The sequence below is a fragment of the Sphingomonas sp. CFBP 13603 genome (assembly GCF_014892665.1).
Classification (GTDB): domain Bacteria; phylum Pseudomonadota; class Alphaproteobacteria; order Sphingomonadales; family Sphingomonadaceae; genus Sphingomonas.
The window spans coordinates 125,382-137,950 of record NZ_JADBIA010000005.1 but is presented as its reverse complement, the minus strand read 5'-3'; the positions used below and the strand labels follow the sequence as shown (position 1 = coordinate 137,950).

Here is a 12,569-nt window from a genome sequence, read left to right as displayed (position 1 = left end):
GCCTTCGCGTGAACATTTCTACTTTTGACGGCCTCGGCTGGCGCGAAACGACGACGTAGCACCGTGAAACCGGCCATGTCGCGGCCCGAACAAATGCGCGGTGCGTTCGAGGAGAGGCGGATCGCGCCAGGGGTGGCGATCGCCTGCGTTCAGGATGGTCACGACCGTCCCGCGCCCCAAGGTCAACGCGACGCCGCCCGTTCGACGGAGTATGCGGCGATCCAGTTTCAGCCACCGTGGCACACAGCGTTTCGGCAAGCCCCGTTCGCTGACGACGACATCGGCGCTGCGACAGGCGGCAAGGAACTCGGCAATCGGGACCATATAGGCGCTGCGCGTCGCGAGGACCCGCCACATCCGTCCCCGTGCGGCGATATCGGTGACGCATAGATCGCGGCTGCACCGCGCATCGGGTTGGTCCGCCAGCAGCAGCGGCTCGCCATCCACCCCGCCGTTCTCTGCCAGCATGTCGCGCGTATAGTCGCCGGCCCGATCGCGCAGCATCGCGAGCCCCGCCGCCGTCCGCACCGCGACATGACGCCCGTCGCCGGTCACGAGAACATCCGGCGCCGGCGTCGTCAGCGCCCAGACCGCGCCGATCGTCAGCGGTACCAGCCCGAGCCGCCGCCACTGCGTTCGCCACAAGGCAATCCAAATCCCCCCAACGATCATCAACGCAAACGCCGCCGTCGGCATCGCTGGCAGGGAGCGCACCGATCCGGGTGCGCTAGCAACGATATGCGCGAGCCACAGCAGCGCATCGAGTGATCGCTGGACCAGCCACCAGATCGGCGCGCCAAGCCCGCCGGCATCAAGCAGCAACGCCAGCGCTTCCAGCGGCATAACGACGAAGGTCGTCAGGGGGATCGCGATGATGTTGGCGAACGCGCCGTAGAGCCCGGCCTTGTGGAAATGATATACCGCGATCGGCATGAGCGCGAACTCGACGAGCAGGCCGGTGAGCAACAGCGATGCTATGCCGCGAGCGAGGCGGCGCGGTCTGCCTTCCTCATGCGGGCCGAAGAACGCGCGAATGGCTGGATGCTCGTGCAGCGCCATGATCGCGGTGATTGCCGCGAACGAGAGTTGGAAGCTCGGCCCCGCCGCCGACTCGGGCAGCACGAGCATGACGCACGCTGCCCCCGCCGCGACGAGACGTAAGGTCATCGCCTCGCGCCCCATCGCCAGCGCCGCCAGCACGAGCAGCGCGGCCACACACGACCGGATCGTCGGAACCTGGCTTCCGGTCAGCAACGTATAGGCGATCGCCGCCGCCGCTCCAGCCAGCGCAGCGATCAGAGGCAAGCGCGCGTGCAGTGCTAACCAAGGACTCAGCGCCAGCAGCCGCAACACGATCAACATCGTCGCCGCCACCGCCGCCGTAATATGCAACCCGCTCACCGACAGCAGATGCGCGAGCCCGGCGCGACGCATCGCCTCCGAATCCTCTTCGCTGATCGCACCGACGTCGCCAGTTGCGAGCGCTGCGGCGATCCCGCCTGCGCTGCCATCCAATCGTGAAACGATATGGCGCGAGAGCGCAACGCGGACGCCGGCACCCGACTCGCTCGGCGTTGTCACAGCGACCGGTGCGAAGCCCCGGCCTGTCGCTCCGATCCCGCCGAACCAAGCAACTCGCGCGAAATCGTAGGCGCCCGGAACCGCGGGCAGCGGCGGCGGCATCAGCCGCGCCCGTAGATGCACGACCGCTCCCGTTCCCAGCAGCTTCGGCGCATCCGCTTCCGCCAGATTGACGCGGACACGGTATGGCAGGGCGACCGGTTGCCCGTCGGCCTCCACTCCCTTCCCGATCGGCAGCAGCGTCAGCCGGACCAGCTTGCGTGCAACCAGCGGTTCGATCGCCTCCACCTTGGCCGAGAAACTCGCGATCGTCGGTCCGCCCAACACCGGCCGGGCCACCGACTCTGATCGAGCCCAAATAAGCCCGAGCCCCAGCGCGACCGTCAGCAACCCGATCGCCAGCGACCGCGCGGCACGCCCGCCCTGCCCCACCGCCAGACACGACAGCCCACCGGCGGCCAACACCAATATCGCCAAGCACCACGCCGCCGGGTCCGGCAACGCGAACCACAACGCGATCCCCGCACCCAGCATCACCGGCAACCACAACACCAGTTGGTCGCGCTCCGCCTCGAGCCAGCGTTCCACGGCAAGCCCGACGACAGCCCCCCATCGCGGCACGCCCATTTGTCGCCGCCAAGGACGCATGCTAGGGGCGGCGACGGCTGTCATGGCCATCGTTTCTCCATCGTTTCATCAGTCTGGGAGCACCCGCGGTTGGGCGCAATATCTGATACGGGCACCGCCAATTCGGCCGCACCCGTGGTTACCCGTTTCGCTCCGTCGCCGACGGGGTTCCTGCATCTTGGCGGCGCGCGCACCGCGCTGTTCAATTGGCTGTTCGCAAAAGCAAACGGGGGTAAATTCCTGCTGCGGATCGAGGATACCGACCGGGTCCGTTCGACCCAGCCGGCGATCGACGCGATCATTGACGGAATGCGCTGGCTCGGGCTCGACTGGGACGGCGACGTCGTCATGCAGTTCGCGGGTGCCGAACGCCACGCGCAGGTCGCGCACGAAATGGTCGCGAAGGGCCATGCGTATCGCTGCTACATGACCAACGACGAGATCGCCGCGATGCGCGCCGAGGCACAGGCTGCGAAGAAGCCGCTTCGCATCCGCAGCCCGTGGCGCGATCGCCCCGAGAGCGAAGCGCCGAACCTGCCCCACGTCGTCCGCCTGCGCGCGCCGCAGGAAGGTGCCGTCACGATCGAGGACCGCGTCCAAGGCGCCGTCACGGTCAAGAACGAAGAGATCGACGACCTCGTCCTACTCCGCTCGGACGGTACGCCGACCTACATGCTCGCGGTCGTCGTCGACGATCACGACATGGGCGTCACGCACGTCATCCGCGGCGACGATCATCTCAACAACGCGTTCCGCCAGTTGCCGATCTACCGCGCGATGGGCTGGCCCGAGCCGATCTACGCGCACATCCCGCTGATCCACGGCCCCGATGGCGCCAAGCTGTCGAAGCGTCACGGCGCAGTCGGCATCGAAGCGTACCGCGACGAGATGGGTATCCTGCCCGAGGCGTTCGACAATTACCTGCTCCGGCTTGGCTGGGGCCACGGCGACGACGAGATCATCAGCCGCGAGCAGGCGGTCGAGTGGTTCGACCTGTCGGGCGTCGGCAAGTCGCCGTCACGCTTCGACCTGAAGAAGCTCGAGAACCTCAATGGCCATTACATCCGCGAAGCCGACGACGCGCGCCTTGCGCAACTCGCGGCGGATCGTCTCGGCCACGATCTGCCGACCGGCGGACTGGACCTGCTCACGCGCGCGATGCCGGTCCTCAAGCCCCGTGCCGCGAACCTGAACGAGCTGGCCGAGGGATCGAATTTCCTGTTCAGCCAGCGCCCATTGGCAATGGATGACGCCGCAGCGAGCCTTTTGCAAGGTGAAGCGAGTGTCATTTTGGCGAACGCGCATGCCGAACTTGACGCGCTCGCCGAGTGGGATACGGAGGCGCTCGAAGGCGCGGTACGGCGCGTGGCCGAAGCGCGGGGCGTCAAGCTCGGCCAGGTCGCACAGCCGCTTCGCGCCGCGCTAACGGGACGCAAGACGTCGCCGGGGATCTTCGACGTGCTCGACCTGCTCGGGCGCGACGAGAGCCTGGGACGGATCGCCGACCGGATGGCTAGCTGATAAGATTTCGAGGAAGGATACAAGCATGAGCGAGACCGCAACCCTCAAGGTCGACGGCAAGGATTTCCAGTATCCGGTGATGTCCGGTACGGTCGGACCCGATGTCATCGATATCCGCAAGCTGTACGCGCAGACGGACAATTTCACCTATGATCCGGGCTTCACCTCGACGGCGTCGTGCCAGTCGAAGCTGACCTACATCGATGGTGACGCGGGCACGCTGCTGCACCGCGGCTACACGATCGGCGAGCTGGCCGAACAGTCGAACTTCATGGAAGTCGCCTATCTGCTTCTCAACGGCGAACTGCCGAGCGAAGACGAGCTGGCGAACTTTTCGAACACGATCACGCGCCACACGATGGTGCACGAGCAGCTCGCGCAGTTCTTCCGTGGCTTCCGCCGCGACGCGCATCCGATGGCGATCCTGTGCGGTGTCGTCGGCGCGCTGTCGGCGTTCTATCACGATTCGACCGACATCCACGATCCGGCACAGCGCGTCATCGCGTCGCACCGCCTGATCGCCAAGATGCCGACGATTGCCGCGATGGCGTACAAGTACAGCGTCGGTCAGCCGTTCGTCTATCCGGACAACACGCTGAGCTACACCGGCAACTTCCTGAAGATGACGTTCGGCGTCCCCGCCGAGAAGTACGTCGTGAACCCGATTGTCGAAAAGGCGATGGACCGCATCTTCATCCTCCACGCCGATCACGAGCAGAACGCGTCGACCTCGACCGTCCGTCTCGCCGGGTCGTCGGGCGCCAACCCGTTCGCCTGCATCGCAGCCGGCATCGCCTGCCTGTGGGGCCCAGCACACGGCGGCGCCAACGAAGCCGCGCTCAACATGCTGCATGAGATCGGCACCGTCGACCGGATCCCCGAATACATCGCCCGCGCCAAGGACAAGAACGATCCGTTCCGCCTGATGGGCTTCGGCCACCGCGTCTACAAGAACTACGATCCGCGCGCGGCCGTCATGCAGACGACGGTCAAGGAAGTGCTCGGCGAGCTGGGCGTCACCGACCCCGTGTTCGACGTCGCGATCGAGCTCGAGCGTCTCGCGCTGAGCGATCCGTACTTCATCGAGAAGAAGCTGTTCCCGAACGTCGATTTCTATTCGGGCGTGATCCTGTCGGCGATCGGCTTCCCGACCTCGATGTTCACCGTTCTCTTTGCGCTTGCCCGCACCGTCGGCTGGGTCGCGCAGTGGAACGAGATGATCACCGATCCCGACCAGAAGATCGGCCGTCCGCGCCAGCTCTACAGCGGTCCGACCGCGCGTGATTACGTCCCGATGGCGTCACGCTGATGAAGACGCTCCGGCCGATCCTGATGGTCATCGGCGTGCTCTGCGCGCTGATGGGTCTGCTCTGGATCGGTCAGGGGCTCGGATACGTCCACTGGCCGCAGTCGAGCTTCATGCTCGATCAGCGGCCTTGGGCGGATCGCGGCGCATTCCTCGCCGCGTTCGGCCTCGCGCTGATTCTAGTGGCGCGCCGGATCCGCCGGTAACGTCAGCACGAACCGCGCACCTTCACCGGGAGCGCTTTCGATCATGAGATCGCCCTGCATCGCCCGCGCCAAGCGCCGTGCTATGTACAGGCCAAGCCCGTTGCCGCCGGCCTCCGACGGATCGACCCGCTCGAACTTCTCGAAAATCCGGATCTGATCCTCGGGCGCGACGCCCTTGCCCTGATCCGCGACGACGACGATCGCTTGCGTCTCGGACCGCTCCACCGACACCGTGACATGCGACCCCGCGGGCGAATAGCGCACCGCATTGCCGACCAGATTGACGAGGATCTGCAGCACACGCCGGAAATCACCGAGTGCCGGCACGCGTGCGTCCATCGCCGGCCGCACGATCGTCACCTCGGCATTGCTCGCGCGTACAGTCAGCAGACCGGCGGCGCGACGGGCGACGTCGGCGAGGTCGATCGGCTCGGGTGCCAGCGCGAAGTCCGGACGCTCGACCGCCTGGAGATCGACGAGGTCATCGACCAGTTCGAGCAGATGCCGCCCCGCGCTGGCGATATCCGCAGCGTAGTCGGCATAATCATGCTGCACCGGGCCATCGGCCTGCGCGTTGATGCTGTCGGCGTTGGCGACGATCCGCGCGAGCGGGATCCGCAACGCCTTGTCGAGCCCACTCGTGAAGGTCGGCGACAGCGTTGCGGTTGCCATTGCCGTTTCAACGGACGGCGCGACGTCCTCGACGACCATCCGCGCGACGCCGACGAACCCGGCGAAATCGCCCGAAGCATCGTGACGCACGTTCGCGGTCAGCGTTACCGCACGTCCCGAGCTCCGTAACCTCGCCGGTTGCGCCGCCATCGCGCGTCGCCGGGCGAGCGAATCGAGGATCGGCAACGTCCCGTCCGTGCCAGCATCGAGCGCAAACATCGCGGTCAGCGGCTGGCCCAGCAGCGCGAAGGCGTCGAAACCGTGCTTCGGCCCCGCATCGAGCGTCACGAACGTCAGCCGCAGCGCCGAATCGGTCTCCCATCGCCAGTCGGTATCGCTGCCTAGGAAATCATTCTGCGCGTCGGGTGCAGTCCGGGTCGGACGCCACGCCGCGATCTCGCGCCAGCCGCTGACCGTCAGCCGCACATTCTCGCCGTCCGGTTGCGCACGCACCCAGAGGTCGACGTCGGCCTCGTCATCCGCGACCACCACGCCGCGCGACACGACGATCCCGAGCCGCCGCGCCAGCCGCGCGATCGTCGCGAGTTGCGGCACCGCCAGCGGCGCGCCGCGCATCCCGCCCGCGCGCTGGTTGAGTGCGATCAGCGCCGGATCCGCGAACGACAGCGAACCGTCGGGTGCGACGATCGCATGCGCAATCGGACTTTCGATCGAAGGGTCGAACACGCTCATCGCCGATCCGTACGCGCCAGCGCGCGCAACGCCATCCGAAAATCGCGGTTCAGTGCCAACGGTGCGATCGACGCCCGCGCATCCTCGACGCCGATCGATACGATCGCATCCAGCGCATCGGCAAACGCCTCGATATCGCGCCGCGGATCGGCTTCGGACAGCGCCAGGCCGATCCTGGCGATCGTCGGTCGATCCATGTCGAGCGCACGCAACGCCAGCCACAACCGATCGCCGTCCGGCTCGAGCGTGATCGATCGCGCCTGATCGAACGCGATGCCGAGCGCATGCGCGAGGACCGCGACGAACAGCGACAGCCGCCGATCCCCGATCGATTCGACCAGGACGGCGGCCAGTTCATTGGGTCGCGCGTCCAGCGCCTTGGCCAGCCGCATGGCGACCGCGTCGGGTCGCTCGCCTTCGTCATGCGCGGCAAGGCTGCGCTCGGCCGCATCAGTGATCGCCCGGTCGCTCTCGCGTGTGGACTTCAAACCATCGCGGATCGCCGCCGCGACCCACCAGACCAGCCGGTGATGCAGCTCGGCCGGCAGTTCGCTCCCGCCTGCCGAACCCAGTTCGTTCGCGACCCGTCGCCGGCTCTCGGCCGCAAGCAACGCAGACGCCGCCGATGCCACGATGCTGTCGGGCACCCCGGCCAGTCGTACCAGCAGGCTTGCCTCGTCGGGTTCGGCTACCTCGACGGGCAGCGATGCCGCGATCAGGTCGTGGCGAACGCGGGCGATGAGTTCTTCCATCAACTCTTCGTCACGGAGCAATCCAGCGCGCGTCAGGCGTTCGACGACGCCCCCCGCCCCCGCCTTGAGGATCGCTTCACCCGCGCGCGTGGCCCCGTCACCCGCCAGCAGCCGCGCCGCATGTCGCCGGATATCCCACTCGATCGCGCCGACGATCGCGCCGAGCACATGCGCCAGCATCAGCCGTGTCCGGTCGTCGAGCCGTGCGTCCGCATCCAGGAAAAAGTCGGCAATCGTGCCCGCCAACCGCGCTTCCGCCCGCAGGCGTGCAGTCTCCGCCCGCGTCACCGGATCGTAGGACGGCATAGCGTCATGCATCGTTGGGCCGACCGACATGATCCCGTGCTTAGCCCCCGGTCGTTAAGGTCCGCCTAAGGCGTGCGACGCAATCGTTCGATTACTGCCGCCAGCGTCGTGGTCGCATACACGGCCGTCAGCCCAAGTCCGAACACCGGAAAACCGACCAGCGCAAACACGGCAACGATCAGCAGATAGGCTGCGGGGCTGCCCCACCAGAGTTGCCGCTCACGTTCGACGATGGCGCGCTCCGCGAGTCCACCGATCGCGACAAGCGCAGTGCCGATCGCCAAGGCCGTGTTCTCGCCTGCATAACCGCTGACGAAGAATGCGAAGACGAGGATCGCGGCGGCAACGACGCCAGCGATCGCCAGCGTCTGACCATGCGCCATCGGCTCCTCGTCGCGCAGTCCGCTCAGTACCGACCCCAGTGCCAGAGCGATGCACCCGATCAACGCGACCAAGAGCCCGACCGACGACAACCCGAAGCCGATCGTCACCAGCCCGGCGACGCCGAGCGCCGCCCCGGCCGCGCCGACCGTCGTTCCCGCCGCGCCGCGATCGACGAGCAGCGGCAACGCCAATCGCGCGATGGGCGCGAGCACGAACCGGTCGAACCAGCCCCGCCGCCCCGACACGATCGTCATCAGCACCGCGCGACCACGCTCCTCCAGCGTCCGTGCCTGACGCTCGATCCCGTGCCCGCCGCGCACTGCGTCGGTCGGCAACAGCACATGAATCGCGCGCGACTGCACCGCCAGCCGCAACAGCGACGACTGGAGATCGTAATCCTGCGGCAACGCGGCCACTTCGGCGATCCGGCTCGAACTCAGCCGCGCGACGCCGGCCCATGCCATCTGCCCGCCGACACGCTCGAACCCCGGACCCGCATCGCTCTCGGGCACGACGAGCAGGCAATCGCCTTCCTCGGTCGCCATCGCCTTTACGATCGCCTCGGTCGTGACCAGCCCGTCGCCGAGCATCAGCACGCGAGCCAGCGGATGAAGTTTCTCGACCGCTTCGGTCGCCGAGCGCACCGTATCGACGCTGACGCCGCGCCGTCCGATGCGGTTGATCGCGCCAAGCAGTTCGGGGGTCATCCGCGCGACGACGACGATCACCTGCGACACGCCGGCCGCGATCAGCAACCGCGCCTGGTATTCGATAAGCGTGACGCCACTGAACGGCAGCGTCGCGGCAAGACGATCGGGGCGATCGTCGGCGTCGTGAATTGCAAATAATAGGCCGGCAAGCATGCGCGGCTGTTAGGCGGTACGCGCCGTCCTGCAAAGCCCGCGTTCGGCCGAACCGCCCCGCTATATGGTCGGAACCGCGTTACAGGCGGGAAATCGCTCGGCGAAGTTTCTTCAAACCCTCTGCGTCACGCGGGTCTTCGGCGACCTCCGTCGCGAGGGCCATCAGTCGCACCGCGCCGAAACTCGCCGCCAATCCCCGCAGTCGCCATGCCGCCGCGCGCCAATCCTCTGCGTCCGCCGCCAGCGTCATCGCGGTCAGCACGCGCTCCGCACTTTCGACGAACGCGCTGCGCAGATCGGCGATCAGCGCCGGATCGTCGCCGACCGCAGCCGCGAGCGTCGTACCGATAGCTCCGGGATCATACGCCATGCCGCCCTGCTTACCGGACGGATGCTTAAGCAAAGCTTGCACTATGCATTTTGTCTGCCCGCGTTTCGTGATACCTCCGACACTCATGAACGGGGGTTCGTCAATGATCGGGTTTCGCGCGACGGCAGGCAATGCCCATCCCATTCGCGCGGATATCGTGATGGATCCGGTGATAGAAGACATGTCCGACACCGTCCTCGAAACACGCTTTGATGAGGTTTATCAAGAGCCTGCGCCCGAACGTGGACGTCTCTACGCAGGTATAGCGGTCGCCATCGTCGTGGTCTGGCTCGCGGCGATGCTCTGGCTCGTGCGCGGATCGCTCGCAACCATCGAGCCGGTTGCGCTCGTCCAGTTCATCGCCGCGCTCTGCGTCGTCCCCGCGCTGATCGGCATCGTCTGGCTACTCGCGATGCGAACCAGCCGTAGTGAGGCGCACCGGTTCGGTATCACCGCGCAGGCGATGCGCGACGAGGCCGCCAGTCTCGAACGCAGCGTTGCCGCGCTCTCGAACACGATCGACGTCAACCGACAACACCTCGCCGAGCAACTCAACGCATTGATGGCGATGGGCGGCGGCGCGACCGAGCAGCTCGCAGCGATCGGTCGCGGCATGGTGTCCGAGATCGACCAGGCCGCGGCGCACGCGCGCAACCTCGCGACCTCGACGGCCGGCGCGCAGACCAGCCTCGGCGTCCTGATCGCCACCCTCCCCCGCGCGCAGGCCGATATCGACGACGTCGCCAAGCGCCTCGAACGCACCGGGCTGTCTGCGAGCGAACACGCCGCAGCGCTCGACGCACAGATCGTAGCGCTGGCCGAACGCGGCCGCGACGCCGACGCGATGGCGAGCGGCGCTGCACAGCGCCTCGCCGCCCACATCGTCCGTATGGAGGCGACCAGCCAGACGGCCGGCGCACATCTCGAATCTGTCACCGACGGCATGTCCGCCGCCGTCGACGCGCTGCTCAACCGCACCGCCGACGCCGTCGACCTGTCGCGCCGCGGTATCGCCGCGCAGGGGGACGCGATGCTGGCGATGGTCGGCGCGAACCAGGCCGCGCTCGACAGCGCCGCCCGCGACAGCGCCGAAGCGCTCGCCAAGCGCATCGCCAGCGTGGAGGACGCGATCGAACGCGTCGCGATCCGCCTCGACCTGCAACGCAGCGCCGGCGACCGGATCGTCGATGACCTCCACACCGGGCTCGGCGAAGTCGAATCGCGGATCGAATTGCTCCATCGCCACGGCACCGAGCGCACGCAGGACCTCGCGGCATCGATCAGCGCGCTAGGTGGCTCGGCGGATGCGATGACCGAAGCGCTGCGGGCTGGCGACGACATGGCGCACCGGACGATCGCCACGACCGAAACGCTTCTCGTCGCACTCGATGCCGCCGCGCGCGAGATCGACGAGACGATGCCCGAAGCATTGGGTCGCCTCGATACGCAGGTTCTAGCCAGCAAAAGCATCGTCGTCTCGGCGCGCCCCGAACTGCTCGCGCTCGTCACCGCTGCGGAGAGCACGCATGACGCGATCGAGGCGATCGCCGGAGTCATAGGCGAACAGCGTCAGGTTCTCGACACGCTCTCGACCGACCTTCTCAACACGCTGAACACCGGCCGCGCGAAGGCCGATGCGCTCGGTCAAATGGTCGATGAAGCTATCGGCCGGACGCAGCATTTCGCCGAAGACGCCGCGCCGCAGTTGATCGAGGCGCTCCACCGTGTCCGCGAGACCGCTGCCGTCGCCGCCGACAAGGCGCGCGAGACGCTGTCGAAAGTCATACCCGAGGCCGCAGCCGCACTCGAAGCCGCCAGCGCCGACGCGATGCGCCGCGCGACCAACGATACCGTGGAACGCCAGGTCAAGGCGCTCACCGACGCCACCGGCGCTGCGGTCGACGCGGCCACAGGCGCGACCGAACGCCTCGCGCGCGAAGTCCAGGCGATCGTCGACCAGACCGCGATCGTCGAAACCCGGATCCAGGAAGCGCGTACCGAACGCGAAGACGCCGACCAGGACACCTTCGCGCGCCGCGTCTCGCTGCTGATCGAATCGCTCAACTCAGCCTCGATCGACATCACCAAGGCGATCGCCCCCGAAATCTCGGACAGTGCGTGGGGCGCGTATCTCAAGGGCGACCGCGGCGTCTTCACGCGTCGCGCCGTCCGCATCCTCGATGCCAGCGAAGTCCGCGAGATCGCCGGCCTCTACGACGAGGACGAGACGTTCCGCGAGATGGTCAACCGCTACATCCACGACTTCGAAGCAATGCTCCGCACGATCTTGACGCAACGCGACGGCTCGCCGCTCGGGGTGACGTTGCTGTCGTCCGACATGGGCAAACTATACGTGGCATTGGCGCAGGCAATCGAACGCCTGCGCTGAGCCGGACCTCATAGGAGCTTTCGAAATGATCCAGCGTCACCGCTAACGCGGCCCTCGCCAGCGGAGCAATCCGCCGACCGGACTCATATTTCGAGGCTTACATGCCCAGACTGAACACTAAAATTTGCGTCGTCACCGGCGCAGCACGCGGCATCGGCCGCGCGATCGCCGAGCGCTTCCATGACGAAGGCGCCATCGTCATCCTCACCGACATCGACGAAACCGCCGGCGCCGAGACTGCGGCGGCGATAGGCTGCCGGTTCGAAAAGCTCGACGTCCGCGAAGAGACGGATTGGCAGCGCCTGGCGGAGATCGTTCCGGTGGTCGACGTGCTCGTGAACAATGCGGGCGTAACGGGTTTCGAGCAAGGCATGGTCGCGCATGATCCCGAGCATGCGACCTTGTCGGACTGGCGCGCGGTTCATGCGGTCAATCTTGACGGCACGTTCCTCGGCTGCCGCTATGCGATCGGTGCGATGAAAGCAGCGGGTACCGGCTCGATCATCAACATCTCGTCGCGGTCGGGGCTAGTCGGCATTCCCCTCGCCGCGGCCTATGCGTCGTCGAAGGCCGCGATCCGCAATCACAGCAAGACGGTGGCGCTGTATTGTGCGCAGCAGGGGTGGAAGATCCGCTGCAACTCGGTGCATCCCGCGGCGATCCTGACGCCGATCTGGGAGCCAATGCACGGGGATGGGCCGGACCGCGAAGCGCGGATGGCGGCGCTGGTGGCCGATACGCCGTTAAAGCGGTTCGGAATGCCGGACGAGGTCGCTGCGGTCGCGGTGATGCTCGCGTCGGACGAGGCGCCGTATATCACGGGGACGGAGATCAACATCGATGGCGGCTTGCTGGCAGGCTCAGCCGCATCGCCGGGGTAAAGGCTAAATTGTAATCCT

At 66.8% G+C, this 12,569-nt stretch carries 10 protein-coding genes; 5 read left to right on the top strand and 5 right to left on the bottom strand.

Annotated features, from left to right (window positions below; genetic code table 11):
• Positions 1-18: 18 nt before the first annotated feature.
• Positions 19-2,208: a ComEC/Rec2 family competence protein gene (locus tag IFR23_RS10350; protein WP_192975936.1), complete on the bottom strand. Its 2,190-nt coding sequence runs from the start codon at positions 2,206-2,208 to the stop codon at positions 19-21.
• Between the two features lie 90 nt (positions 2,209-2,298).
• Between IFR23_RS10350 and gltX the strand changes: the two genes are divergently transcribed.
• The 3 genes from gltX to IFR23_RS10335 are packed head-to-tail and all read left to right on the top strand — an operon-like array spanning position 2,299 to position 5,241.
• Positions 2,299-3,729 (top strand): glutamate--tRNA ligase, encoded by a 1,431-nt coding sequence (gene gltX, locus IFR23_RS10345; RefSeq protein ID WP_197978382.1) that lies wholly within the window; start codon positions 2,299-2,301, stop codon positions 3,727-3,729.
• A gap of 25 nt (positions 3,730-3,754) precedes the next feature.
• Positions 3,755-5,038 (top strand): citrate synthase, encoded by a 1,284-nt coding sequence (locus tag IFR23_RS10340; RefSeq protein WP_107962027.1) that lies wholly within the window; start codon positions 3,755-3,757, stop codon positions 5,036-5,038.
• A complete protein-coding gene (locus IFR23_RS10335) occupies positions 5,038-5,241 on the top strand; it encodes a hypothetical protein (RefSeq protein WP_192975791.1) in 204 nt (67 codons plus the stop codon). Before IFR23_RS10340 ends, IFR23_RS10335 begins: the two co-directional genes overlap by 1 nt.
• Here IFR23_RS10335 and IFR23_RS10330 read toward each other — a convergent pair.
• The 4 genes from IFR23_RS10330 to IFR23_RS10315 form a co-directional block, all read right to left on the bottom strand.
• The gene (locus tag IFR23_RS10330) at positions 5,215-6,606 is read right to left on the bottom strand and encodes a sensor histidine kinase (RefSeq protein WP_192975790.1); all 1,392 of its coding nucleotides are present in this window, start codon (positions 6,604-6,606) and stop codon (positions 5,215-5,217) included. The genes IFR23_RS10335 and IFR23_RS10330 overlap by 27 nt on opposite strands.
• Positions 6,603-7,694: a DUF2336 domain-containing protein gene (locus tag IFR23_RS10325; RefSeq protein WP_192975789.1), complete on the bottom strand. Its 1,092-nt coding sequence runs from the start codon at positions 7,692-7,694 to the stop codon at positions 6,603-6,605. The genes IFR23_RS10330 and IFR23_RS10325 overlap by 4 nt, the downstream gene beginning before the upstream one ends.
• A gap of 35 nt (positions 7,695-7,729) precedes the next feature.
• Positions 7,730-8,911: a hypothetical protein gene (locus tag IFR23_RS10320; protein ID WP_192975788.1), complete on the bottom strand. Its 1,182-nt coding sequence runs from the start codon at positions 8,909-8,911 to the stop codon at positions 7,730-7,732.
• Between the two features lie 79 nt (positions 8,912-8,990).
• The gene (locus tag IFR23_RS10315; protein ID WP_192975787.1) at positions 8,991-9,281 is read right to left on the bottom strand and encodes an Hpt domain-containing protein; all 291 of its coding nucleotides are present in this window, start codon (positions 9,279-9,281) and stop codon (positions 8,991-8,993) included.
• A 103-nt stretch (positions 9,282-9,384) separates the two neighbouring features.
• Here IFR23_RS10315 and IFR23_RS10310 point away from each other — a divergent pair, with 103 nt between their 5' ends.
• Complete coding sequence (locus IFR23_RS10310) at positions 9,385-11,670, top strand: hypothetical protein (RefSeq protein ID WP_244655587.1); 2,286 nt, start codon at positions 9,385-9,387, stop codon at positions 11,668-11,670.
• 101 nt (positions 11,671-11,771) lie between these two features.
• A complete protein-coding gene (locus IFR23_RS10305) occupies positions 11,772-12,551 on the top strand; it encodes an SDR family oxidoreductase (RefSeq protein WP_192975785.1) in 780 nt (259 codons plus the stop codon).
• Positions 12,552-12,569: the final 18 nt, after the last annotated feature.

Excerpts from the sequence above, each read along its gene's own strand:
- IFR23_RS10350 (WP_192975936.1), bottom strand. The coding sequence starts at position 2,208 with ATGGGCGTGCCGCGATGGGGGGCTGTCGTCGGGCTTGCCGTGGAACGC.
- IFR23_RS10340 (WP_107962027.1), top strand. The coding sequence starts at position 3,755 with ATGAGCGAGACCGCAACCCTCAAGGTCGACGGCAAGGATTTCCAGTAT.
- IFR23_RS10335 (WP_192975791.1), top strand. The coding sequence starts at position 5,038 with ATGAAGACGCTCCGGCCGATCCTGATGGTCATCGGCGTGCTCTGCGCG.
- IFR23_RS10330 (WP_192975790.1), bottom strand. The coding sequence starts at position 6,606 with ATGAGCGTGTTCGACCCTTCGATCGAAAGTCCGATTGCGCATGCGATC.
- IFR23_RS10325 (WP_192975789.1), bottom strand. The coding sequence starts at position 7,694 with ATGTCGGTCGGCCCAACGATGCATGACGCTATGCCGTCCTACGATCCG.
- IFR23_RS10320 (WP_192975788.1), bottom strand. The coding sequence starts at position 8,911 with ATGCTTGCCGGCCTATTATTTGCAATTCACGACGCCGACGATCGCCCC.
- IFR23_RS10315 (WP_192975787.1), bottom strand. The coding sequence starts at position 9,281 with ATGGCGTATGATCCCGGAGCTATCGGTACGACGCTCGCGGCTGCGGTC.
- IFR23_RS10310 (WP_244655587.1), top strand. The coding sequence starts at position 9,385 with ATGATCGGGTTTCGCGCGACGGCAGGCAATGCCCATCCCATTCGCGCG.
- IFR23_RS10305 (WP_192975785.1), top strand. The coding sequence starts at position 11,772 with ATGCCCAGACTGAACACTAAAATTTGCGTCGTCACCGGCGCAGCACGC.